Here is a 21,841-nt window from a genome sequence, read left to right as displayed (position 1 = left end):
CCTGCCGACCTAACCGCTTGGACGGTGTGGCTGCGCACGGCCGTCGATCCGGGCTGGCGTGGCAGCGAGTGGGATGCCGAGCATTGGTTGTTCACGGGAGACACCGACAATCCGGGCACAGCCGTGTGGAGGTGCAGCACGGCCGCCTGCGACGCGGTGATGAAGGCCCGAGGGCAACGTTGCCAGCCCTGCGATCTGGCGCTGCGCGCCGGCGACGCAGGCCCGGCCGAGTTCGCCGCCACCTACGTGCCGGTGCGACGCGCGGCGTTCCCGGGGACCGCCGCGGGGTTCTGCATCGTCAGCCGCGGCGAGTCGAGGTGCGCCTTCGCCGAGATAAGCAGGGGCCTGTGCGAGTCGCATTACGGCCTGTGGCGCATCTACACCCGGCGACACCCGGACGCGTCGATCAGTGAGTGGGCACGGGCCGTCGCCCGACCGAGGATCGCCGCGCACGACGGCTGCCTGGTGGGCCGCTGCGGCGAAGCCATCCAGACGGACTTCGGGCTGTGCTGCTACCACCACCGCAAGTGGAAGACGAACCAGTCGGCGACCGGCGACCCGGCTGGTTGGGCTGGAACGCAGAGCCCGTTTCTCCGTGCCAACCAGTTCTCCCTGCTGCAGCTGGGTCCGACGCTGCGCCTGGAGATCCTCTACGCCTTGCAGCAACGTGACGCCCGCGGCGGGAAGATCGAACCGCCGGCGGTGCTCGCCGCTGTCCGCGCGTTCGCCGGCCTGCCGACGCTCCTCGGCGTCGATCAGGTTGCGGCCATGGCGATGCTCACCGGCAAAGGGGTCAACAGCGAGACGCACGTCAAGACGATCATCCGCGGGATCCGGTTCGGCTACGACGAGTACAGCGGTATCAAACAGACCGACAAAGAGGTGTGGGATCTCGCCGTCGCGGGCGTGGCCTCCGACACGACCCAGTCCGGACGCCGCCGCCATCCGGGGACCGCGGACTTCAGCGCGATCAAGCAGCGCTGGTTCCGTGACATCGTGTTGGCCTGGGCGCGGAGCACCGATCCCGACAGCAAACTGCTGGGCATCACGTTGAAGGCGTGCGTGCGCGCCTCCCAGGCGCTGGGCCGGCGACCCGGCGGCGGCCTCGACCCGGCGACGCTGCGGCTGGTCGACGTGGACGCCGTGGTCAAGGCGTTTCAGACTGCCCGTAAGGATGATGGTGAGCTGTACTCGGTCACTCAGCGGCGGCGCATGCTCGGGTTCTTCTTCGAGATGCTGGACTTCGGGCATCGCGCCGAGCTGATGGGGCAGGTGCCGGGCGGCTTCGCCCGGCACGGGTCACACCGCATCCTCGGCGTCGAGACCAACGAGGACGAGACCGGCAAGGCCATCCCGGAGACAGTGATCCGCCAGCTGGACGCCCATCTGGATCTCCTCGGCCGGGGATTCCCCTACGGACGGCTGCCCGAGCAGGACGTCGCGGCGATGATGCGCACCGTCTACGTCGTGCTGCGCGACACCGGGCGGCGGCCGAGCGAGGTCGCCGGGTTGGGACAGGCGTGCCTGGAGCACGTCGATGACGAGTTCAGCCTGATCTGGAACAACCGCAAGGGCCGGCGCAACCGGCGTCGACTACCTATCACCCGGCAGACCGCGCACGCTGTCCAGACGTGGCAGCAGCAACGGCCCGGCCTGCGCTCACCCGCGCAGAGCCGCGAGTATCTGTTTCCGGCGGCCACCGAAGACGCCGGGATCGCGCATATGAGCGCGGGAGTCATCGCTCGCGCCATTCGGGCGTGGGCCGATGCCATCCCGGTGCTCCACTCCGAGGTGTCCGGGCTGGATGGCCAACCGCTGCCCTTCGACCGGACGCTGATCTTCCCTTACGCGTTCCGGCATTCCTACGCCCAACGGCATGCCGACGCCGGGGTGCCGATTGACGTGCTGAAAGAGCTCATGGACCACCGCGATGCTAGTACGACGGCGGGGTACTTCCAGGTCTCGTTGAAGCGCAAACGCGCGGCCGTGAAGACGATGCGGCTGCACGTCGTGGACCGCGTCGGCCGTCCGACGCCGATGGCGTCGGACGTCGCCTATGAAGCGCGGTCGGTGGCGGTGCCGTTCGGCAACTGCATCGAGCCGTCCAACGTCAAGGCCGGTGGCCACGCCTGCCCGATCCGGTTCCAGTGCGCCGGTTGCGGATTTTACCGGCCGGACCCGTCTTTCCTGACCGCGGTGGACGACCATGTCACCTCGTTGAAAGCCGACCGGGAGACCGCCCAGGCAATGGATGCCGACGAGTTCGTCGTCCGTAACCTCACCGACCAGATCACCGCCTTCAAGGACGTGGCCGCCACAATGCGCACGAAGCTGGACCTGCTACCCGCCGAGGAACGGGCCGCGATCGAAGAGGCCAGCACAGTACTGCGCAAGAGCAGGGCACTGCGCGACCGCAAGCTGCTGCCCCTGACCGTCACGCGGCACCATAAGGAGCCCACCGGATGAGCGACCGCACCCCCGCCGAGGTGTTGCTGCAGGCCCGGCGCCGAGACAGCCAGGCCAAGCGCGGCAAAGTCCTCGCCACCCTCGACGACATGTTCCGCCGGGGAGACCCGGTGAGCTTCACCGCCGTGGCAAAGCGCGCCGGAGTGTCGCACTGGCTCGTCTACGCCGACGGCGTCCGCGAACACATCGACGCCGCCCGCACTCAACAAGACCGCAAGCCGCACCGGGACCAGCAAACCGGCCTGGCCCCGAGCACCGCCAGTCTGAACACCGACCTGGAACTGACCCGCACCGACAACAGCAAACTCCGGGCCGAACGCGATCAGCTCAAGGCCGCACTACGCCGCCGTCTCGGCGAGCAGCTGAACCAACTGTCCAACCAGAGCCTGGTCGACCGCGTGGACGAACTAGCCGAACACAACCAGCGCCTGGCTGCGGAGGCCGACCGCCTACGAACCGACAACGACACGCTGCGGCAGCGGCTGGCCGAGGCAGAGGAGGACCTGACCGGAGTCCGGGCCGCGCTCCGCCGCATGATGCACCACAAGAACACCGCCGACCCGGCGGGATGAAGCCACCAGAACAACGGATCATGACCACTGATGGCCTGCCTGTATGCTCCGGCACATCTCCGCCGACGGCGCACCACGGGAACCAGGCTTGGCCGACGCGCACGTCGGCGACGACATCGGAGACCCCCGGGCGCGTCCAGCCGAGACTGATTACGCGGTCGGGCTGGTTCGGACGGCCCTGATTCGAATCGGCCCCACCGGACGGCTTGGCATGACTCCGCCCGTTGAGATCCGAAATCACTCTCTGCGACGCACAGCTCCGCGGTCGTTGCTGGAATACCGCGACCCTCAGTCGCCCATCGCTGACTCTTACATGGCCGATGAGCGCGTATTGACCAGGGTGCACGGCCAGCGCCTGATCGTCGTCTGGCAGCATGGCGCGAATGGTGACGAGCATGCCGATGTTCTGGGTCGGTGGCACACCGGGATCTGGAAAGTCGACGACAGTCCGCCAACTCGCTCGCGAGCTTGACTTCGCCCTGCACCCGATAGACGCCTACACCTACGACCACCTCCAGCGCCTCGGCGCCCTCGGCCCTCCACTCGATGACGTGCTCGCCCTGGGCGCGGTGGCCGCGGCGGACGACTTCGAACGCACGTCGGCGCTGAGGCTGCCCACCGTGATGGACGACGTCCGAACTGCTCAGGTCGCAAGGGTGCCGACGCTCGTAGAGGGGCCGCAACTCCACCCGCGGGCGGCGGCGACGTGGTCACCCATCGGCGCGATCTGGCTGATCACCACCGCTGAGCGCACGCGCATGGCTCGACGCCAACGACTGGTGGAAGGAGACGACGCAGCCCGCCTTCGGGTAGAAGCCCTGGTCGAACGGGACCAACTGATCGGCGCGCGACTTCGATCAGCGGCCTCAGATGCGGGCCGCGCCGTCGTCGAGGTCCCGACCGACGTCGATTGGGATGATGTCGTGGCAGCGGTGCGCGAGGCCATCAACACCGCCGCGGCGCCATTCGCGCGGCTTCGGCCAGGGCGGGAACTGTCGTCACGACGACGCCATGAAAACGACGTCGTCCATCGTCAGATCGTGGCGCACGAGCAGCATATCGGCGCGCCCCTTCCGGCCTTTCCCTACGCATGTGTGTGCGGGCGCAGCGGCTGCACCGACACGACCCCGGCCACGTCCGTCGCGTATAGCACGAGCGTCTAGCCAGAGGTGAGTTCGCGGAGCAGCTCAACCAGCCGTTGCCAGGTGATGCCGTCTTCGCCCCGCGTCCTCAGCACCGACGGCTACATCCGCGTGAGGCTCTTGGCCCAGCGGATCGATACGCAGAGGTAAGACGAGTACGTGCCGAACGTGCCTGTGACACATTTGAGCGATTGACCGGCCGATACCCTTGACAACTCCAGATAATCTCCAGCCTCGTCGTCAACTGCGTCGCTCTATGGAACACCGTCTATCTGGACCGCATCCTGGCCACGCTGCGCGAATCCGGCTACCCGGTGCTCGACGAGGACGTGCTGCGCGTCCACCCCTACTGGTACGCCCACCTCAACTGCACGGCCACTACTCGTTCCAACCGCTGCAGCTGGCCGAAGGTATCGGGCGACGACCGCTGCGGGACGCAGGCAACGCCGACCCCGACGAGGAGTGAGCGCGGATGAAGGCCCAGCGCTCGGCCCAGCCGTAGTTTCCAGCGAAAAAGGCAACGACAAGGGATTGATCTCTATCTGGTGCGGCCTCCAATCTCGGCGGCTGTTCGGTGTTTGCCGAGGTGAGGGGCAGTGGCTCCGGATGCACGCACAGTTAGCCGTTCGTGCGCGCCGTCGCTGTCGTTACTGTTCGTATCCCCGCCGAGGATGTCGGTGTATGGGCGGCGGCTATGGTCGTCGCGTGCCTGAGTTGATCGTGCCTACGGTTCGTCTGCGCGGTGCCTGGCTGGAGGCTCATGCCGAGTGGGGCCCCGGCCCGCACGAGGACGGGTTCGGGCTGCGCTCCTCCGACGAGGTGCGCACACCGGCCGGCTTCGCTGCCTGGCTGGCGCGACTGGCCGAGCAGGCGGATCCGGCCCGGACGATCGAGCTCGGCAGACACCGCTGCACGTACCGATGGATCGTGGAAAGCGATCGGGTGCTCGGCGGGATCGCGTTGCGAGACGGCGATGACGACTAAGTGTCCTGGGCCGGCCACGTCGGTTACGGCATTCGGCCGTCCGCCCGTCGGCGAGGGCTCGGCGGTTGGGCGTTGGGCCGGGTCCTCGACGAGGCGCGTGGAACAGGCGTGGATCGGGTGCTGGCAGTCTGCGCCGTTGACAACGCCGCCTCAGTGAAGACGATCGAGCGGTGCGGCGGACGGTTGTGCCGTGCGTTCACCGCCCCACGGGCTCCCGCGCAGTCGACGCGCGGAGAAGGATCTTGCGGAGGGTAAGGACAGACGGCGAGGAGTCACGGTTGCAGGCCAGTAAGGTCGATTTGGGTGAGCCGATCGGGGTCAGACAGGATGTCGATCGCGGCGAGCCTGCCTTCGGTGACGGTGAAGCTCATCACCGAGATCAGTCGGCCGTCGATGGTGTTGACCAGGCCGGTGATTCCGTTGATGAGGGCCGGTTGCGTGTGCGAGGCGGTGGCCATGCGCTGGAAGGTGGCCGCTTGTCCAGCCACGGCCGCAGCACCACGGAGGATCTTCATACCGTCGGTGAGTACACCGCCATCGGCGCGGAGCACCACTTCCGGATCGAGGATGGCCAGCAGCGTGTCGAAGTCGCCGCCGCGTGCGGCGGTCAGGAAGGCGTCCACCACGCGACGCTGGCCGGCCAGATCAGGATCCGGGCTGGGAGTCGCGCTGCGGACCCGCTGGCGGGCGCGGCTGGCGAGTTTCTTGGCTGCCACGGGCGTGCGGTCGACGATGTGGGCGATCTCCTCGAACGGTAGGCCGAACATGTCGTGCAGCACGAACGCCAGCCGTTCGGCGGGGGTCAGCGACTCCAGTACCACGAGCAGGGCGAGTCCCACCGAGTCGGCCAGCAGCGCCTGCTGCTCCGGGTCGGTGCCGGTTTCGCGGCTGACCACGGGATCCGGTAGCCGATCTTCCATTGGCACTTCGGGGCGGGCTTTGCGTGCGCGGAGCAGGTCCAGACACACGCGGCTCACCACGGTGGTCAGCCAGCCGGCGAGGTTGTCGATGTCGTCAGCGTCGGTGCGGGCCAGGCGCAGCCATGCCTCCTGTACCGCGTCTTCGGCGTCGGTGAGCGAGCCGAGCATGCGGTGGGCGACCGCTTTCAGATGGGGACGATGGCCCTGAAACTGCACGGCCAAGAAGTTGTCGGCGGTCACGGTGAAGGTTCCCTTCCTCGACTACGTCGTATCGCTGACGCGCCAGCTTTCGAAAGGTGACCGGTCACCTTCGCCGATCGGGATCTGTCATGACGGCGATCATCCGAGCGAGAGGTTGCTGATCATGACTCATCCGAAAGTGTACGGCTGTGTCACGCCGGGATTTGACCAGGTCCGCGGGGAGTACACCGCGGCGGGAGCCGGATCGCCGGAAGACGCGCCACGAAGCGGTCACCTTCGCCGCGCCCGATCCGTCAAAGCGGTGCGACACCATCGGATTTCAGAAAGGAACGTCACCATGCAGGAACTCCAGTCCCGTCTGCCGAACCCAATGCGACTCGTCCCCGAGCTGGGCGAGATCGGCGGCGCTTTGTTCAGGGCCACCGGCAACGGTTCCGTGCCGCAGACCACCATCAGCATGCTTCAGCTCCGCGCCGGTCAGATCGTCGGCAACGACTACCTGACCACCCTGCATACCGGCAACCTCCGCAAGGCCGGCGAAGCCGAGGAACGCATCGCCGCGGTAGCGTCTTGGCGCGCGGCGGCTTGCCTCACCGACGGCGAACGTATCGCGCTGGCGCTGGTCGAGGCCGTCCTCACTGCCAACCCGTCCTGCGAACGCGTCAGTGACGACCTGTACGCCCGGGCGAGCCAGCACTACGACGACAAAGCCCTCACCACGCTGATCATGGCCATCGGTCAGGTCTGCTTTTTCATCCCACTGGCCGTCATCGGCAAGCCGCTGCCCGGTGTATCGCCGGCGCAGCAGTGGAGGCAGTAGCACTCCAGACGGATCTCAGGGTGAGACACGGCACCGCGCCTCACCCTGAGATCCGTCTTCACTGAGAAGCCAACAAACGAACACCGGCGGGACAAGATCGATTGCGCACTTCTAGCCGCGATCCGCGCGTGGGGCTGGGGTTGTCCGCTGCGGTCAAGCGTTGGCACCCGGTGGCGGGCGTCAGCGGGGCGCGGTGTCGAGGGCGCGGCTGAGTGTCCATCGGGAGACGCGCAGCTTGGCGGCGACGGCGGTTCGGGTTTGTCCGGCGCCGAGCAGGATGCGGGCGTCGGCGATCTGTTCGGAGGTCAGGGCGCGAGGACGGCCGCCGACGCGGCCTCGAGCGCGGGCAGCGTCGAGGCCCTCACGGATGCCCTTGACGATCTGCTGACGTTGGAACTTGGCGATGGCGGCGAACACGGTGAAGATCAGTTCACCGCACATGTCGTCGCTGGTGTCGAGCACGATGCCGTCGAGGGTGCGGAAGTGGCGGCCCTTGGCGTGCAGGTCGTCTTCGACGATCGCGAGGAGCTCGCGGGTGTCGCGGCCCAGCCGGGTCAGGTCGAGCACGACGAGGGTGTCGCCCGGATCGCCGACCCCCGGGAGAGTCCAACAATGACGCCGCCTGCGCCCACCGAGCCCGGCTGACCGCACTACCCCACCGGGGAGCCCGGCTACCTTCGCTGGCGGCGGGCTCCCAGCGCCGATGCCGTCACGATGAACCAGCGAAGGCTGTCGGCGTCCTGGTCGATGACGGCTCGGGTCGACGGGTGCTGTGTCCTGCCGTAAGAATGATCTGTGCGCGAACAACGACGCGAAAGAGCACCGGACGGTGTTGCGACGGTCACGGGAAGCTCGGGGCTGGTCGGCACGGCGGTTGCGGCGGCCCTTGCCACAGCTGGCTGGTCGGTTCGTGGATTCGATCGAGCCCCGGGCAGATGGACCAGCGTCATCGGCGATCTACGAGACCCGCAGGCACGCCGAGCCGCACTTCGACAGTCGCACATCGTGGTCCACGCCGCCGCACTACACGCGCCGCATGTCGGCCAGGTCGACGACCGAGAATTCCACGCCGTCAACGTCGGCGCCACCGAAGCGCTCCTCGAAGAAGCCGAGCGCGTGGGCGTTCGGCGCATCGTCTACATCAGCAGCACCAGCGTTTACGGGCACGCGTTGATACCCACCGACCAGGCCGTATGGGTCGACGAGGGCTTGGAGCCACGGCCCCGCGACATCTACGACGAGACGAAACTGGCCGCCGAGCGCCTCATCGCCTCGGCTGCCGCTACCTCGGCCGTCTTGCGCATCGCCCGCTGCTTCCCGGAGCCGCCGCCCGTGCTCGCCACTCATCTGCTACACCGGGCTGTCGGGCTGACCGACGTCGCGGCGGCCATTACACGCCTCGCGGAGCGCGACACCACGACCGGCACCTTCAACATCGCCGGGCCATACCCATTCACCCGCGCGGACTGCCCAGCCTTGCATCATGACGCGGCGAGCGTGATCGCTGAACGGCTTCCCGACGTGGCCGCCGCGTTCCACGCCAGACACTGGCCGCTGCCCCAATCACTCGACCGGGTCTACGACTCCAGCGCGGCCGCGACAGCATTCGGATATCGGCCCCTCTACGGAATTCATCAGATGCTGCGCACACGGGGAAACGGGCCGGAATCTGCCCAGCTAGTGTGATCTGACGTTGCCACGGACCGAGGTCCGGCCGGGACCGGGCGACACATCGAACGACGCCAAGCAATCAGTGTGGTGAACCGGAGACCGAGCCAGGGTTGAGGGACCGCCGGGATCCGCCCACGACCTTGCAGAGCTGGCGGCGGTTCGTCGATGCCGAGCCGACCCAGTTCGAGCTGCTCCCGAGGCCCGGGTGGATGGCCTACGACGAGGCTCACATCGAATACCACTCCGAGATGGTGATCGTCGCACCCCGTCGAAGGGCTCGCCCCGCAAGCTGGCCGTGGAGTTCGCCCGGTTCCTCGGAGTACCGCCGATCAAGTCGTGTTTCAACACCACCGACACCGCAACGGCTGGACGGCAAGCCGAGCGCCGAGCCGGTGCGGTTAGTGGTGGATCACTGTCACCAGCGGCAGGGGATTCGGGGTCTGTTGTGCGTGAGCTGTAACAGCATGCTCGAGCGGGCCCGAGACCGACCTGAGATTCTCCGAGCCGGAGCCGCCTACCTGGAATGCTGATTCAAGTAGACGGTGACCCTCACCAGGTGAAGCCCTAGCGATGCCGGAAAAGGTTGCAGGTCTGCTGGTCGATGCCCGACGACGGTCACGCTCGGCGTGACCTGTCGAGTAGCCTTCGGCGACGGGCCGGCAGGAGGGGTGCTCGATGAGTGAAGCGTTCTACTCGCACGCGCGGCTGTACGACCTGATATTTCCGGGGGACGAGGCTGCGGTCGACTTCTATCGGGCCGGGGCCGAGCAGCAAGGCGGGCGGGTGCTGGAGCTCGGGTGCGGCACCGGGCGCACGCTGATTCCCATCGCGGCCGGCGGGCATCCGTGTGTCGGCCTGGACTTCTCGTCGGACATGCTGGCTGAGGCTCAGCGTAAGGCGGACGAACGTGGTGTCGCGGTGGAGTGGCTGCACGGCGACATGCGGGCGTTCGATCTGGGCCGCATGTTCGACTTCGTGTTCATCACCGCCAATTCTCTACTGCATCTGCATGAGGCCGCGGATCTGGTGAGCTGCTTCCAGTCGGTTCGACGGCACCTGGCGCCCGGTGCACGGTTCGTCTTCGACGTCTTCAATCCGAGCGTGCGGCTACTCGCGGCGGCTGATGGCGTACGGCGTACCCGGCAGTCGTTGTCGTTCTTGGATCCTGAGCGTGGAAGCGTCAGCGTCGACGTCGCGGAGATCTACGATGCGCCCGCGCAAGTCACCCGTGGGACGTGGCACCTGTCGACGGACGCCGAGCCGGACTTCGTCGTCGCACCGCTCGAGATCAGGAGCATCTTTCCGCAGGAGTTGCCGCTGCTGCTCACGCTCGGCGGTCTTCGGCTCGTCGAGCGTTTCGGTGACTGGTCCGGCCGGCCGTTCGCCGTGGATGCGCCGCTTCAGCTCTGCATCTGCGGGCCCGCGTGATCCAGCGTTGCCGGAGAAGGTCGCAGGTCCGCTGGCGCAATGTGGTGGTCAGTCGTTCGGCGAATTCTCCGGCCGAGGTATCCGCACGATGCGCGCCGTCGAACAGGGTGCCCGGTCAGGCGTCGGGTAGTTCGCGCATGCGGGGGACCGGTGAGAACAGGACGAAGAACACCCCGGTCAGTGCGCCGACCGCGCCGATCCATAGGGCCGGGTGCACGCCGATCCGCTCGCCGAGGAAGCCGCCGAGCAGTGCCCCGATCGGTCGTACCCCGTAGTTGACGGTGCGCTGTGCGCCCTTGACCAGGGAGAGCCGGGACACCGGGGTTGCTGCTGTCTGCAGTGAGCCGACCCCGATGTCGAGGATCATCACGCCGAGGGCGGAGAAGAACTCGGCGGTGAGCAGCATGCCGATCACCATCGGTGGGGGGCCGTCGGCGAGCGGGATCAGGATCAACGGGAGCGGGAACGCCACGTATCCCAGGACCACGACCGGACCGATGCCGAAACGGCGGGTGAGAGGGCCGGTGACCGCGGCGCCGACCAGCCCGCCGATCGAGGCGATGCCGATCACGGCGCCGAGCATCCCGGGTGAGAGGCCCAGGACGGTGGTGACGTACAGGATCAGCAGTGCGTGGAAGACGTAGTTGAACAGGTTGATCACGGTGACGCCGAGCAGCAGCTGTCGCAGCACCGCGGACCGGGCGATGAACGTCAGCCCGGAGCTGATTCCCCAGCCACCGCTTCCGGACGGGGAGCCGGGGCTCTCCGGTGGGGCGATCCGGGTCAGGAGCAGAGCCGAACCCAGGTACGACAGCACGTCGGCCACCAGCGCGAACGGGGCGGTGAGCACCTGCACGAGGACACCGCCGACGCTCGGCCCGGCCACGAACGACATGGCCCGGGCACCGTTGGTCAGCGAGTTGGCGGCGATGTAGTCCGGCCGCCGGACCACCGCGGCGAACAGGCTGCCGTCGGCGACCTCGTAGAAGACGGTGAGCGTGCCGATGGCGAAGGACAGTGCGCACAGGTGCCAGAGGTTCAGCACTCCGGTGAACGCCAGCACCGGCACCACCAGCAGTAGTGCGGCCCGGCCCAGGTCGGCGCCGATCATGACCTTCCGTTTGTAGCCCCGCCGGTCCACCCACGCTCCGGCGAGCAGTGAGAGGAAGAGGTTCGGCAGTAGCGCGGCAGCGGTCAGGTACCCCATCTCGGCCGCCCCGGCACCGATCGTCAGCACGGCGAGCAGCGGGATCGCGATCAGTGAGATCTGGTCGCCGACCATCGACACGACGTGCGCCGACCAGTAGTGCCGGAACACCCGTTCCCGAAGCAGCGCCGTTGCGGGCTTCGGCTGGGCTTCGGCGGTCACGGCGCACCGTCCTCGGGCACCGGGATCGCCATGTGCACGATGGAGACCGGCCGGGACTTGTCGGCGCGTGCGGTCTTGTCCCGGTACGGCGCCAGCAGCGCCTCGACCTGCGCGTAGAGCGTGACCAGTTGTTCGGCGGTCACGTAGATCATCTCGTCGCTGAAACCGGCCGCCGCGCGCCACTCGGCGGGCTCCTCGCCACGGACGGCGAGATAGGCCTCCGCCTGCCGGACGTGGTGCCGCAGGATCGCGGCGCTCAGCTGGGCGGCCGCCACTCGCGTTTCCGGGTCGTCCGAGTCGTCGGTCCACGACGTGCTGCTCGCGGTCGCCTGCCACGGGCGCTCTCGTCCGTCGGCCGCGGGTGCCCGTTCGGCCAGCCCGTACTTCGCGAGCTGCCGCAGGTGGAAGGAGCAGTTCGGCACGTTCTCGTCCAGAGCGGCGGCGCACTGGGTGGCGGTCATCGGACCGTTGCGCCGCAGCATCCCGATCAGGCTCAGCCGCAGCGGGTGCGCGTAGGCGCGCAGGGCCAGTGGGTCGTTCAGTTCGATCGTCTTGCGCTCTTCGGAAGCCATACCAACAGACTGCTTTATAAAGACATCTTTAGCAATACATCTTTAGCATCTGTCGGCGAGGCCCGTCTTGGCAGCCGTAGGGGAACCAAGGTCCGAAGAAAGCGTCAACGTCCGGACGTTCCTGCAGTAGTCGGCCCGCAAACCGGCTCACCCGGCGGTTCGAGCCGCCCGCCGCCCTGCTAGCCAACCGGACACCTACCTGCTTCTACGCCTCGCCGTCCTGCGGGCGCCGAGTGGCGGGCCCGTCGGCGACGTACGACAACCACCGCTCGACGTGGGTGAAGTCGTCGCCGGTCAAGCCGGTGAACGGGTCGACATGATGTAACAGGGCGGGCCCCGGATGGTGGTCGCCGACCCAGCGCGCGTCGGCGTCGGTGAGTTCGTCGTCGAGCCACACGAACGGGCGGCCGTCAGCCCACAGGGCGAGGGTCAGGGTCTTCCAGTGGACTCCGTTACCGGGAATCCACTCGTCGTCGGGGAACGGGACGACAGGTAGGTACGGCAGCCCCAGCCGCGGCGCGACGATCTCATTCGCGGCGTCCATCCAGGTCGTCGCCCACATGAGCGTGCCGTTCAGCGCCAGCAGCCGGCGGCCGACCTCAGGATCGAGCCGGTGGATCAGCGGATGCCCGGACGGATCCGGCGGCGCCCCCGACAGCGCACCCTGACGCTCACGAAGCGGGATCAGCGGCCCGTCGACATCCAGAAAGATCAACGGCCGTGCGGTCACATCGGGCAATCTACCGTGTCACCACCATCGAGCACGACGGGTCAACCGGCCCACCCGCACCGTCACACCGAACACCCGCCGGTCTGAGACGTGGTCACGTGGCCCCACTGCGGTTCCGGGTCCTTCGGCGGCTTCAGCTGAGCTGTTCGGCCAGTCCGACGATGATGCCCTCGGGGCCGCGGACGTAGCAGAGTCGATACCTGTCTTCGTACTGCGCCAGCTCACCGACGAGTTCGGCACCGTGGGTGCCCAGGCGGGCAACGACGTCCTCGATGTCGTCGACGGCGAACATGATGCGCCGAATTCCCAGCGTGTTCGCCGGTGCATTCTTCGGCTCGGCGCTGATCGCCTTCGGCCTGTGGAACATCGCCAGCTCGATGCGGCCGTGGCCGTCCGGGGTCCGCAGCATGGCGATGTCCTGCCGGACGTCGTCGATCCCGATGACCCGCTCCACCCACCGTCCTTCGATCGGCCCCTTGCGCTCCAGCCCCATGCCAAGTTTGACGAAGAACGAGACAACAGCGTCAAGGTCATCGACCACGATGAGGACGTTGTCCATCCGCTGGATCGTCATGCCGGTCTCCTCAGAGTTGTACGGCCACGGTGGCCGCATCCCACCCCTAAGACGGAGCCGTCAGGCCGTACTCGACATCTTCGCAAGTTTCTTTCGGAGTCTTTGTTCGAGCGGGCACCTTGTCCGGTGGGGCCAGGTCGACCCGTCCGGATGGGGCCGTGCGAGACCGTCAGAATCACGCGGCCCCATCGGGCACCAACGCTCGGAGCGGCCGAGCCGGCCCTGGCGCGTTGGATCGACGACCGGGCGAGGCCGCTGGCCGGCCGCTCAGGTCACTCGGAACACCGGCCACCCGATCTCGGTGCGCCACGCGGCCGGATCGCTGGCGTCGCGAGGTCCGACGAGGTAGACCTCACGCACGGGTCCCGCCACCGACATCGCGTTCTTGACGACCCAGGTACCGAGCTCGCCGTAGGTGACCTCGACGCCATCGTGCTCGCCGACGTGGGTGGCCACTGCCAGTTCCGCGGCGGGCAGGGTCGCGGCGTGCACCCGTCCGGTACGAGGTGGCGCGGCCGTCGGCAGATAGACCAGAGCGTGACCGCGGCCCTGCTCGAACAGGGAGTTGTCGTAGGTGCCACCCGGTGGACCGGCCACCGCGTCGCCGACGGCCACCTCCAACTCGGCCATGGCGCCCGCGAACCAGGCGTCGACCTCGCCCACGTCGACCACAGCCGCGACCGCCGCGACCGTGCGGGCGGGCTCGGCACGAAGCTCCACCGCGATCGGTGCGGGGTCGGGCCGGAGCAGGCGGCGCAGCGACGCGACCGCGGCACGGGTGCGATCGAGCTCAGCCTCCAGGCGTTGCAGGTGGTCGGCGACCAGGGTCGCGCGGACACCGGGGTCCGGGGACCGCAGGATCCGCTGCACGTCGCCCCGGGGGACGTCGAGTTCGCGGAGCCGGTTGATGACCTGGGCGGTCGGGATCTGCTCGACGGCGTAGTAGCGGTAGCCGGAGGTCTCGTCCACCACGGCGGGTTCCAGCAGGGCACCTTCGTGGTATCGGCGCAGGGTCCGCACACTCAGGTGGGTCAGGCGCGAGAACTCCCCGATCGTCAGCACCTCCGCAGTATGAAGGCTCCCCCAGGGGGAGGGTCCAGCGCTTGACCTTCCGGTGCCGCGAGGCCACAGGGTGGGCTCATGACACACCACAACGGCCTCCGGTCCGATCCACTCCCGGCCACCGTCCGCGGTTTCCTCGCCGCTCACGTCGTCCGCGACGCCGACACGGCATCGTCGTTCTTCGCCGAGGACGCGGTGGCTGTCGATCAGGGTGAGTCGTTCCGCGGCCGGGAGCAGATCCACGCGTTCCTGCGGGACGCCGGCGCCGAGTTCGAGTACACGACCGAGCAGATCGGCGCCGCCCGCGTCGACGACGACCACTGGGTGGTGACCCTGCGGCTCACGGGGACTTTCCCGGGCGGCAGCGCCGACCTCGACTACCGGTTCACGATCCGCGAGTCCGTCGTCACTGAACTTGTCATCGCCAACCACGAATGAGGAGAGAAAGAATACCTACTTCAGATCGTGATCGCCTCGATGGACGCCGTGCGCTGGTCACGGGCGGATCGAAGGGCTCGGGCAAGGCCGTCGTCGAGAGACTGCGGGAGATGGGCGCCGACGTCTACGTGACGGCCCGGACGATGCCCGAGGGGTACGAGCACCCCGCCCGGTTCATCGAGGCCGACACCTCGACGGTCGAGGGCGCGAAGGTGGTGGCCGACCGGATCGCCGAGACCGGCGGTGCACTGGACGTCCTGGTGCACGTGGTCGGAGGTGCCTCGACGCCGGCCGGCGGGTTCGCGGTCATCACCGACGAGCAGTGGATGATCGAGTTGAACCTGAATCTCCTCGGAGCGGTGCGACTCGATCGAGCTCTCCTTCCGGCGATGATCGAGTCCGGGTCGGCGGTCGTGCTGCACTTCACCTCGATCCAGCGTGAACTTCCGCAGTACGACGCGTCCCTGGCCTACGCGGCAGCGAAAGCCGCGTTGCGTACCTACAGCAAGGGGCTCGCCAACGAGCTCGCCCCGCGCGGTGTCCGTGTCAACGCGATCAGCCCCGGCGGGATCGAGACGGAGGCCTACGAGAGGTTCGTGGACCGGATCGCCGAGGGCAACGGGATCAGCCGCGACCAAGCCAAGCAGAGCATCTACGACTCCCTCGGAGGCGTTCCCCTGGGACGGTTCGCCAACACCGAGGAGATCGCCGACCTGGTCGGGTTCCTGGTCTCGGACCGCGCCTCGGCCATCGTGGGCGCCGAGTACGTGATCGACGGCGGAACGGTCCCGACCGTCTGAGCATCGGTTAAGCACGACCGGGTCCGCTTCACGAGGCGTATTCGTTCGAGATCTCGGTGGCGTAGTTCTTCCACAGCGGCTTCATGGTCTCGGCGTTGACCGGCTGCCCGGAATCGATCATGGCCTTGAAGTCACGGAAATACTGCACATACAGGTCCGGCGTGAACGTGTTCAGCATGACCGCGTTCACGCCGCCGACGTTGGCGAACGTGTGCGGCGCCCCGGTCGGCACGATGACCCAGGTGCCCGGCCCGGCGTCGTAGTGGTCCTCGCCGACGGTGAACCGGAACGTTCCCGCCAGCACGTAGAAGCCCTCGTCGTGCTGGGCATGACGGTGCTGCAACGGGCTCGGGGTGCCCGGCGGAATGGTGACCTCGGCGAACCCCAGCCGATGCTCGGTGTGCTCGCCGTTCTCCAGGATCCGGATCTGCTGCGCCCCGCTGCCGAGGATCTCGCCCTCACCAGGACGGACGATGTTCACCTTCGCCACGACTTCTCCCTTTGTCATTGCCTGTCTCGGTCATCACCATCCTGTTCCGCGCGGGCCGTGCGTGTCTTGGTCGTCAGCGCACGGTTGCTGGTCACCAGTGCACGGGCGGTGTAGCCGAACGTCGTCTTGAAGAGCTTGCTGAAATGGGTGGCATCGGAGAACCCCCACCGGGCGGCCACGGCGGTGACCGTACGTTCGCCTCCGGTCAGCTCGGCCCGGCAGCGTTCCAGGCGGCGGCGCCGGATCAGGGCCGCGACGGTGAGCGGCTGGTCCTCGAACAGCTTGTGCAGCCGCCGGACGGAGATGTGATGGGCGGCTGCGATGCCCAGCGGGGACAGATCGGGATCGGCCAGCCGGGCTTCGATGTAGCCGGCGATCCGGTTGCGTAGCCACTCGTCCGGGGCCGGTTGTTCGTCGCCCAGCCGGGCCTCCAGTGCGACCGCGATCAGCTCGATGACGGCCGCCGCCGACCGCAGCGCCTCCACCTCACGGAACTCGGAGGCCGACCGGAACCCGGTCGCCGACCGGAACTCGCTTGCCGACCGTGCCGATTCGCGGGCCAGCACGGAGACCAGAGCGCCCGGCCCGTGCCTGCCGTCGATGCGTTTGCCGATGAGCCGGTCGATCTGCGCGGGCCGGATCCGAAGCTCCCGGCGCGGAACCAGCACGGTGACGTGCGCCGCGGCGGTGCTCTCGAACCGGACCGCACGCGTGGGATCGAGCAGCACCAGGTCGGCCGGCCCGAGTTCGGCGTCGCCGCGCCCCTGTTCGATCCGGGTCCGGCCCCGGATCATCACCTTGACCGCCAGGTTCCTGCCGTCGGCAGCGTCGGCGAGCCCGGTACAGACGCTCTCGGGCGTGTCGAGGGAGACCAGCCGCAGCGGCCCCAGGTCACGGGTGGCGATCCGGCCCTGGAATCCGGCCCCGGCCAGCTTGTTGACCAGCGGCGGGAACCCGCTGGCGGCCAGCTCGTCCTGGAACGTCTCAAGGTTGCCGATCATCCGGCCAACGGTAACGACGGCGACAGGCGGCAGCGAGAGCCGGTGTGGGACGCTGGCGCGTGTGAGTACGTCATGGGACCAGCGGGTCGACGCTTTCTGGGACGCCGCGGACGACACCCGGCCCGCGGCGATGCTGCAGGAGATGCGGGTGCTCGTCGACGAGCGCGGGGACGCGGACGCTCTCTACGAATGGGCGTCGGTGCACGACTTCCTCGGCCGGGAGGCCGACGCGGTTCCGCTCTACCGTCAGGCGCTGGACGCGGGACTGGGTGCGCCGCGGCGGCAGCAGGCGATCGTCCAGCTCGGAAGTTCGCTGCGCAACATCGGCGCACCGGCGCAGGCCGTCGACCTGCTGGCGAAGCAGGAACCGGACGAGGTCGTCGGCGATGCCGCGCAGGCGTTTCTGGCGCTGGCCCTGCACGACAGTGGACGGACCGGCGAGGCGTTGCAGGTCGCGCTGCGGGCACTGGCGAAGACGTTGCCGTTGTACGGGCGGGCGGTCACCACGTACGCCGATGATCTGCCGGTTTAGTTCGTGGGGTGAATGCCGTCCAGGGCGAGACTGACCAGGCGGACCGCTTCGGTGCCGTCCTGGGTGGCCAGCGACACCGCGTTGACCATGGTCAGCAGGTCGATGATGGCGATGTCCGGGCGGATCTCGCCGGCCGCCTGCGCCTGCCGCAGTAGCGTGCCGCCCGCGTCGGTCAGCATCGCCTCGCATCCGTCCGCCGTGACCGTGGCGCCGGAGGCCAGCAGTGAGGCGGCCAGGCCGCGGGTGGTCGCGCCGTAGTCGGCCACCGAGCGGAGCCACCCGATCAGCGCCCGGCCGGGATCGGCGGTGCCGGTGAGGTCGCGGGCCTGTGCGCAGAGGACTTCGACACGGTCGTGGAAGACGGCTTCGAGCAGGGCCTGCCGGGTCGGGAAGTGGCGGTGCAGGGTGGCCGAGCCCACTCCGGCGTCGCGGGCGATCTTCTCCAGGGAGGCGTCCGCGCCGGTCAGGGCCACTTCGGCGGAGGCCACGACCAGGATGCGCTCGTAGTTGCGGCGCGCGTCCGAACGCATCCAAGTCTCCTGTTCACGGTCGAAAGGCTTGGCCGGATCGTAGCCGCTTGACAAACGGGGTGCCACTCCGGTTAACCTTCGGGCCGAAACGGGGGAGGCCCCCGATTCTAGTCGTGGAGGTCAGTCATGAGTGTGGTTCTGGTGACCGGGGCGAGCACCGGCTTCGGCCGGTCGACGGTGGAGTCGCTGGCCGAGCGGGGACATCAGGTCTTCGCCGGTTTCCGTGACGTGCAAGGACGCAACGAGAAGGCGGCGCAGGAGCTGACCGCGGCGGGGGTACGGGTGGTCGAGCTCGACGTCACCGACCAGGACTCCGCCGACCGTGCGATCGCCGAGGTCCTGACCCGGGCGGGCCGGCTGGACGTGATCGTCAACAACGCCGGCCGGATCTTCGTCGGCCCGGTCGAGGCGTTCACCGCCGAGCAGGTGCAGGACCAGTTCAACGTCAACGCCCTGGGCGCGGTACGGGTGAACCGGGCCGCCCTGCCACACCTGCGCGCCCAGGGCAGTGGCGCGCTGATCCAGATCGGGTCGATCGCGGGCCGGGTGACGGTGCCGTTCAGTGGCCTGTACGCGGCGAGCAAAGCCGCACTGGCCGCCCTGACCGAGGCGTGGCACGACGAGCTGGCGCCGTTCGGGGTGGAGTCGGTGATCCTGGACGCCGCGTCCTACCCCACCAACATCGGTGCCAACGCCACGTTTGGCCAGTCGGACCCGTACGCCGCCAGCTTCGGCGCCTACGTGGCCGCGATCTCCACCCAGCCCGTCGGCGACCCCCGCGAGGTGGTCGACGCAGTGGTCACCCTGGTCGAGACGCCGAACGGTGAGCGCCCCCGCCGTACCGTCGTCGCTCCGGTCGTCCAGTTCGACGCGGTCACGGCACTCAACCAGGTAGCGGAGCAGACAGCCGTCACGGTGGCCACCGCGATGGGCGTCAGGTGACGAACAGGACCACCGCGACGACCAGGGCGAACACCACGATCGTCCAGCGCAGGGCCTCGGACGGCAGGCGGCGGGCCAGCCGCGCGCCGAAGTAGCCACCGATGATCGTCGCCGGGGCGAGCACCGCGACGACCGCCCAGTTCACCGGGCCGAACACGCTGTAGAGCAGCACCGTGGTGACGCCGACCAGGGCGGAGAATACGTTCTTCAGCGCGCTCACCCGGCGCAGCGGCTCATCAAGGACAAGAGCGAGGGCGGCGATCAGCAGTACGCCCATCGCAGCGTTGAAGTACCCGCCGTACAACCCGCAGGAGAAGACCGCGACCTGCAGCAGAACCGCCGCCTTGCCCGGCGAATGGTCCTTGGGGTGCCCGGCCAGGGCCCGCAGTCTGTTCTGGAACGCCATCATCGCGGCGGCCAGCAGAAGCAGGAACGGTACGACCAGGTCGAAGACCGAGCGTGGCGTGAACAGCAAAAGACTGCTGCCGCACAGCGTGCCGGTGACCGCCGCCGGGATCATGCTGAGCAGTCGGCGGCCCTGTCCGGCCAGGTCAGGGCGGCTGCCTACCGCCCCGGCGGCGTAACCGGGCGCCACCGACAGGGCGTTGCTGACGTTGGCGGCGACGCCGGGCAGACCGATCCCGACCAACAGCGGAAAGGTGATCAGGGAGCCGCCGCCGGCGATCGAGTTGACGGTGCCGGCGATCAGTCCGCCGCCGAGCAGGAGGGCGGCCTCCGTGGGTGTCATCGGTGATTCGCGCCCTTTCGGTGGAGGGGGGTCATGCGCATTGGGTAAGGCTGGATGAGAATGAGGTTGCACAAACGCTTCATCGAATCTGAGAGGAACTCTCCTTGAGCGCTGGACTCGCAGCCTTGCTGGATGACGTGGCGGTTCTGGCGCGGGCCGCTGCGGCATCGCTCGACGACGTCGGATTGGCGGCCGCCAAAGCCGGCTCGAAGGCGGCCGGTGTGGTCATCGACGACGCGGCCGTGACCCCGCAGTACGTGCGGGGCCTGGCGGCCGAACGTGAACTTCCGATCGTCAAGCGCATCGCCCTGGGCTCGTTGCGGAACAAGTTCTTGATCATTCTGCCGGTGATCCTGCTGCTCAGCCAGTTCCTGCCGTGGGCGCTGACACCGCTGCTGATGATCGGTGGCGCCTACCTGTGTTACGAGGGCGCCGAGAAGGTGTGGGCGAAGGTCTCCGGCCACGGCGCGCACGAAGAAAAGCAGGCACAACCGGACGAGAAGACACTGGTCTCCGGCGCGATCCGGACCGACCTGATCCTGTCCGCCGAGATCATGGTCATCTCGCTGAACGACGTGGTCGACCAGCCGTTCCTGAGCCGGCTGATCATCCTGGCGATCGTGGCGGTGGCGATGACCGTGCTGGTCTACGGCGCGGTCGGCCTGATCGTGAAGATGGACGACGTCGGCCTGCGTCTGGCCGAAGGTGACAACAAGGGCGTGGCGAGTTTCGGCCGCGGCCTGGTCAAGGCGATGCCGAAGGTCCTGACCGTGCTGACGGTCATCGGCACCGCGGCGATGCTGTGGGTCGGCGGCCACATCCTGCTGGTCGGCGCCGACGAGCTGGGTCTGCACGCGCTGTACGGGGCGGTGCATCACCTCGAAGAGGCGGCCCACCACGCGACGGGCGCGCTGGGCGGCCTGGTCGGCTGGCTGGTCAACACGATCCTCAGCGCCATCGCGGGCTTGATCGTCGGAGCGCTGATCGTGCTGGTCATGACGTTCACGTTCCACCGCAAGTCCCACGCCAAGACCGAGAAGCCTGCGGCCGAGGCGGAGACGCCGAAGGCTCAGGAGACCCCGGCGGCACCGGTGGCCGAGGAGCCGGAGACACCCCAGAAGTAAAGACCCGGACATGCCCGCGGCCCCGGATCCGATTCAGGATCCGGGGCCGCGGTCTTTCATTCGAGCGTGTGGATCGAAACCTCGTGGCCGCCGTAGGCCTCCGGCACCCTGGTCATGATCACGGCATTCATCAGTTTCGCCTCATAGAGGACCTGGGCGATCATCAGCGGGCCGATGAGTGCGGTGTGAACCGGGTGGTATCGGATTCGAGGTGCTGCGATGTCACCGATGGCGAAGGCCACGTCGTCGGTGACAGGAAGCGATCGCAGGCTCCGCAGGCCCATGATCCACTCCCAGTGTGAGCGGCTGCTGGCGAGAGCGGCCTGTGCCTCAGCCAGTGCGAGCGTCGGCACCACAGCGGCCAGCTGGTCCTCGTCCACATCGTCGAGCATCTGCATGATCTCCCGATTGCCCGCGAAGACATCGAGGAGAGCTGACGCGTCGAGAATTCGGGGCGGGGTGGATCCGATCATGCGGCGTCACGGTGCCTGCGGGCGATGATCGCCCGCAGCTGCGCATCCGCACGATCGGCTTTCTCCCGGTATCTCCGTTGCTCCTCTTCGGTGAACGGCTCCGGTTCGGGGAAGCCGAGCAGGGCCGCCAACTTCTGGCTGGGGCGCAGATGAGGCTCGTTGGTTTCGTCGGTCACGAGACTAGGCTAGCGAAAATCGCGCACCCCGAAAGGCGGCGAGTAATCCGTCTGGGTGATGGCACGGGTCAGGACC

At 68.1% G+C, this 21,841-nt stretch carries 28 protein-coding genes; 15 read left to right on the top strand and 13 right to left on the bottom strand.

Annotated features, from left to right (window positions below):
• The first annotated feature begins 24 nt into the window (after positions 1-24).
• The 6 genes from BLU81_RS10525 to BLU81_RS52010 all read left to right on the top strand — a co-directional run bounded on the left by BLU81_RS10525 (position 25) and on the right by BLU81_RS52010 (position 5,419).
• On the top strand, positions 25-2,466 hold the full coding sequence (locus BLU81_RS10525) for a tyrosine-type recombinase/integrase (RefSeq protein WP_197686175.1): 2,442 nt from the start codon (positions 25-27) through the stop codon (positions 2,464-2,466).
• The gene (locus BLU81_RS10520; protein ID WP_092543856.1) at positions 2,463-3,038 is read left to right on the top strand and encodes a DUF6262 family protein; all 576 of its coding nucleotides are present in this window, start codon (positions 2,463-2,465) and stop codon (positions 3,036-3,038) included. The genes BLU81_RS10525 and BLU81_RS10520 overlap by 4 nt, the downstream gene beginning before the upstream one ends.
• Before the next feature lie 383 nt (positions 3,039-3,421).
• The gene (locus BLU81_RS10515) at positions 3,422-4,201 is read left to right on the top strand and encodes a hypothetical protein (protein WP_092543854.1); all 780 of its coding nucleotides are present in this window, start codon (positions 3,422-3,424) and stop codon (positions 4,199-4,201) included.
• Between the two features lie 200 nt (positions 4,202-4,401).
• Positions 4,402-4,656, top strand: a complete 255-nt coding sequence (locus tag BLU81_RS52015) for a Tn3 family transposase (protein ID WP_092543852.1) — start codon at positions 4,402-4,404, stop codon at positions 4,654-4,656.
• A gap of 229 nt (positions 4,657-4,885) precedes the next feature.
• A complete protein-coding gene (locus BLU81_RS49540) occupies positions 4,886-5,164 on the top strand; it encodes a hypothetical protein (protein ID WP_197686174.1) in 279 nt (92 codons plus the stop codon).
• Positions 5,165-5,419, top strand: coding sequence for a GNAT family N-acetyltransferase (locus BLU81_RS52010; RefSeq protein WP_197686173.1), 255 nt, complete (start codon positions 5,165-5,167; stop codon positions 5,417-5,419).
• A 17-nt stretch (positions 5,420-5,436) separates the two neighbouring features.
• Here the strand turns inward: BLU81_RS52010 and BLU81_RS10500 are convergent, their stop codons facing one another.
• Entirely contained in the window at positions 5,437-6,324 is an 888-nt protein-coding gene (locus BLU81_RS10500; protein ID WP_092543850.1) for a sigma-70 family RNA polymerase sigma factor, read from the bottom strand.
• Position 6,325: 1 nt separating this feature from the next.
• On the opposite strand from BLU81_RS10500, the gene BLU81_RS49530 reads away from it, so the two are divergent.
• The gene (locus BLU81_RS49530) at positions 6,326-7,105 is read left to right on the top strand and encodes a carboxymuconolactone decarboxylase family protein (protein WP_197686172.1); all 780 of its coding nucleotides are present in this window, start codon (positions 6,326-6,328) and stop codon (positions 7,103-7,105) included.
• A gap of 180 nt (positions 7,106-7,285) precedes the next feature.
• Here BLU81_RS49530 and BLU81_RS49110 read toward each other — a convergent pair whose 3' ends face one another.
• Complete coding sequence (locus BLU81_RS49110) at positions 7,286-7,756, bottom strand: recombinase family protein (protein ID WP_269461025.1); 471 nt, start codon at positions 7,754-7,756, stop codon at positions 7,286-7,288.
• Between the two features lie 144 nt (positions 7,757-7,900).
• On the opposite strand from BLU81_RS49110, the gene BLU81_RS10485 reads away from it, so the two are divergent.
• The 3 genes from BLU81_RS10485 (at position 7,901) to BLU81_RS10470 (ending at position 10,204) form a co-directional block, all read left to right on the top strand.
• A complete protein-coding gene (locus BLU81_RS10485; RefSeq protein WP_092543844.1) occupies positions 7,901-8,791 on the top strand; it encodes an NAD-dependent epimerase/dehydratase family protein in 891 nt (296 codons plus the stop codon).
• 194 nt (positions 8,792-8,985) lie between these two features.
• The gene (locus BLU81_RS52005; protein ID WP_197686171.1) at positions 8,986-9,306 is read left to right on the top strand and encodes an endonuclease domain-containing protein; all 321 of its coding nucleotides are present in this window, start codon (positions 8,986-8,988) and stop codon (positions 9,304-9,306) included.
• A gap of 145 nt (positions 9,307-9,451) precedes the next feature.
• Positions 9,452-10,204, top strand: coding sequence for a class I SAM-dependent methyltransferase (locus BLU81_RS10470; RefSeq protein ID WP_092543840.1), 753 nt, complete (start codon positions 9,452-9,454; stop codon positions 10,202-10,204).
• A 115-nt stretch (positions 10,205-10,319) separates the two neighbouring features.
• On the opposite strand, the gene BLU81_RS10465 is transcribed toward BLU81_RS10470, so the two are convergent.
• The 5 genes from BLU81_RS10465 to BLU81_RS10445 form a co-directional block, all read right to left on the bottom strand.
• Positions 10,320-11,486: an MFS transporter gene (locus tag BLU81_RS10465; protein WP_231954754.1), complete on the bottom strand. Its 1,167-nt coding sequence runs from the start codon at positions 11,484-11,486 to the stop codon at positions 10,320-10,322.
• Positions 11,487-11,569: 83 nt separating this feature from the next.
• Complete coding sequence (locus BLU81_RS10460) at positions 11,570-12,145, bottom strand: helix-turn-helix domain-containing protein (protein ID WP_092543836.1); 576 nt, start codon at positions 12,143-12,145, stop codon at positions 11,570-11,572.
• A 205-nt stretch (positions 12,146-12,350) separates the two neighbouring features.
• A complete protein-coding gene (locus tag BLU81_RS10455) occupies positions 12,351-12,875 on the bottom strand; it encodes an HAD domain-containing protein (RefSeq protein ID WP_092543834.1) in 525 nt (174 codons plus the stop codon).
• Between the two features lie 133 nt (positions 12,876-13,008).
• Entirely contained in the window at positions 13,009-13,449 is a 441-nt protein-coding gene (locus BLU81_RS10450; protein ID WP_092556883.1) for a VOC family protein, read from the bottom strand.
• A gap of 267 nt (positions 13,450-13,716) precedes the next feature.
• Positions 13,717-14,511 (bottom strand): MerR family transcriptional regulator, encoded by a 795-nt coding sequence (locus BLU81_RS10445; RefSeq protein WP_092543832.1) that lies wholly within the window; start codon positions 14,509-14,511, stop codon positions 13,717-13,719.
• A gap of 78 nt (positions 14,512-14,589) precedes the next feature.
• On the opposite strand from BLU81_RS10445, the gene BLU81_RS10440 reads away from it, so the two are divergent.
• Both BLU81_RS10440 and BLU81_RS10435 read left to right on the top strand, forming a co-directional pair.
• The gene (locus BLU81_RS10440; RefSeq protein ID WP_092543830.1) at positions 14,590-14,949 is read left to right on the top strand and encodes a nuclear transport factor 2 family protein; all 360 of its coding nucleotides are present in this window, start codon (positions 14,590-14,592) and stop codon (positions 14,947-14,949) included.
• Positions 14,946-15,749 carry an SDR family oxidoreductase gene (locus BLU81_RS10435; protein WP_092543828.1) on the top strand — a complete coding sequence of 268 codons (804 nt, stop codon included), beginning with the start codon at positions 14,946-14,948 and terminating at the stop codon, positions 15,747-15,749. The genes BLU81_RS10440 and BLU81_RS10435 overlap by 4 nt, the downstream gene beginning before the upstream one ends.
• A 28-nt stretch (positions 15,750-15,777) precedes the next feature.
• On the opposite strand, the gene BLU81_RS10430 is transcribed toward BLU81_RS10435, so the two are convergent.
• Together BLU81_RS10430 and BLU81_RS10425 are read right to left on the bottom strand one after the other, a co-directional pair.
• On the bottom strand, positions 15,778-16,239 hold the full coding sequence (locus BLU81_RS10430) for a cupin domain-containing protein (RefSeq protein WP_092543826.1): 462 nt from the start codon (positions 16,237-16,239) through the stop codon (positions 15,778-15,780).
• A 14-nt stretch (positions 16,240-16,253) separates the two neighbouring features.
• Positions 16,254-17,240, bottom strand: a complete 987-nt coding sequence (locus BLU81_RS10425) for a helix-turn-helix domain-containing protein (protein WP_092543824.1) — start codon at positions 17,238-17,240, stop codon at positions 16,254-16,256.
• Positions 17,241-17,301: 61 nt separating this feature from the next.
• Between BLU81_RS10425 and BLU81_RS10420 the strand changes: the two genes are divergently transcribed.
• Positions 17,302-17,772, top strand: coding sequence for a tetratricopeptide repeat protein (locus tag BLU81_RS10420; RefSeq protein ID WP_231954386.1), 471 nt, complete (start codon positions 17,302-17,304; stop codon positions 17,770-17,772).
• On the opposite strand, the gene BLU81_RS10415 is transcribed toward BLU81_RS10420, so the two are convergent.
• Positions 17,769-18,302: a TetR/AcrR family transcriptional regulator gene (locus BLU81_RS10415; RefSeq protein WP_092543822.1), complete on the bottom strand. Its 534-nt coding sequence runs from the start codon at positions 18,300-18,302 to the stop codon at positions 17,769-17,771. The two genes, BLU81_RS10420 and BLU81_RS10415, sit on opposite strands and share 4 nt — an antisense overlap.
• 126 nt (positions 18,303-18,428) lie before the next feature.
• On the opposite strand from BLU81_RS10415, the gene BLU81_RS10410 reads away from it, so the two are divergent.
• Complete coding sequence (locus BLU81_RS10410) at positions 18,429-19,244, top strand: SDR family NAD(P)-dependent oxidoreductase (RefSeq protein ID WP_092543820.1); 816 nt, start codon at positions 18,429-18,431, stop codon at positions 19,242-19,244.
• Here the strand turns inward: BLU81_RS10410 and BLU81_RS10405 are convergent.
• Positions 19,237-19,992 (bottom strand): sulfite exporter TauE/SafE family protein, encoded by a 756-nt coding sequence (locus BLU81_RS10405; protein WP_092543818.1) that lies wholly within the window; start codon positions 19,990-19,992, stop codon positions 19,237-19,239. The genes BLU81_RS10410 and BLU81_RS10405 overlap by 8 nt on opposite strands.
• Positions 19,993-20,096: 104 nt before the next feature.
• Here BLU81_RS10405 and BLU81_RS10400 point away from each other — a divergent pair, with 104 nt between their 5' ends.
• A complete protein-coding gene (locus BLU81_RS10400; protein WP_092543816.1) occupies positions 20,097-21,116 on the top strand; it encodes a DUF808 domain-containing protein in 1,020 nt (339 codons plus the stop codon).
• A gap of 56 nt (positions 21,117-21,172) precedes the next feature.
• On the opposite strand, the gene BLU81_RS10395 is transcribed toward BLU81_RS10400, so the two are convergent.
• Together BLU81_RS10395 and BLU81_RS10390 are read right to left on the bottom strand one after the other, a co-directional pair.
• Positions 21,173-21,589 (bottom strand): hypothetical protein, encoded by a 417-nt coding sequence (locus BLU81_RS10395; RefSeq protein WP_092543814.1) that lies wholly within the window; start codon positions 21,587-21,589, stop codon positions 21,173-21,175.
• Positions 21,586-21,765, bottom strand: coding sequence for a hypothetical protein (locus BLU81_RS10390; protein WP_092543812.1), 180 nt, complete (start codon positions 21,763-21,765; stop codon positions 21,586-21,588). Before BLU81_RS10390 ends, BLU81_RS10395 begins: the two co-directional genes overlap by 4 nt.
• Between the last annotated feature and the right edge of the window lie 76 nt (positions 21,766-21,841).

Source organism: Actinoplanes derwentensis, assembly GCF_900104725.1.
GTDB classification, from domain to species: Bacteria; Actinomycetota; Actinomycetes; order Mycobacteriales; family Micromonosporaceae; genus Actinoplanes; species Actinoplanes derwentensis.
This window is presented reverse-complemented; position numbering and strand designations above follow the sequence as displayed.

Coding starts and splice junctions, on each gene's coding strand:
- BLU81_RS10520 (WP_092543856.1), top strand. CDS start 2,463: ATGAGCGACCGCACCCCCGCCGAGGTGTTGCTGCAGGCCCGGCGCCGA.
- BLU81_RS10515 (WP_092543854.1), top strand. CDS start 3,422: ATGGTGACGAGCATGCCGATGTTCTGGGTCGGTGGCACACCGGGATCT.
- BLU81_RS52005 (WP_197686171.1), top strand. CDS start 8,986: ATGGCCTACGACGAGGCTCACATCGAATACCACTCCGAGATGGTGATC.
- BLU81_RS10470 (WP_092543840.1), top strand. CDS start 9,452: ATGAGTGAAGCGTTCTACTCGCACGCGCGGCTGTACGACCTGATATTT.
- BLU81_RS10465 (WP_231954754.1), bottom strand. CDS start 11,486: ATGGTCGGCGACCAGATCTCACTGATCGCGATCCCGCTGCTCGCCGTG.
- BLU81_RS10460 (WP_092543836.1), bottom strand. CDS start 12,145: ATGGCTTCCGAAGAGCGCAAGACGATCGAACTGAACGACCCACTGGCC.
- BLU81_RS10450 (WP_092556883.1), bottom strand. CDS start 13,449: ATGACGATCCAGCGGATGGACAACGTCCTCATCGTGGTCGATGACCTT.
- BLU81_RS10440 (WP_092543830.1), top strand. CDS start 14,590: ATGACACACCACAACGGCCTCCGGTCCGATCCACTCCCGGCCACCGTC.
- BLU81_RS10435 (WP_092543828.1), top strand. CDS start 14,946: ATGAGGAGAGAAAGAATACCTACTTCAGATCGTGATCGCCTCGATGGA.
- BLU81_RS10425 (WP_092543824.1), bottom strand. CDS start 17,240: ATGATCGGCAACCTTGAGACGTTCCAGGACGAGCTGGCCGCCAGCGGG.
- BLU81_RS10415 (WP_092543822.1), bottom strand. CDS start 18,302: ATGCGTTCGGACGCGCGCCGCAACTACGAGCGCATCCTGGTCGTGGCC.
- BLU81_RS10410 (WP_092543820.1), top strand. CDS start 18,429: ATGAGTGTGGTTCTGGTGACCGGGGCGAGCACCGGCTTCGGCCGGTCG.
- BLU81_RS10405 (WP_092543818.1), bottom strand. CDS start 19,992: ATGACACCCACGGAGGCCGCCCTCCTGCTCGGCGGCGGACTGATCGCC.
- BLU81_RS10395 (WP_092543814.1), bottom strand. CDS start 21,589: ATGATCGGATCCACCCCGCCCCGAATTCTCGACGCGTCAGCTCTCCTC.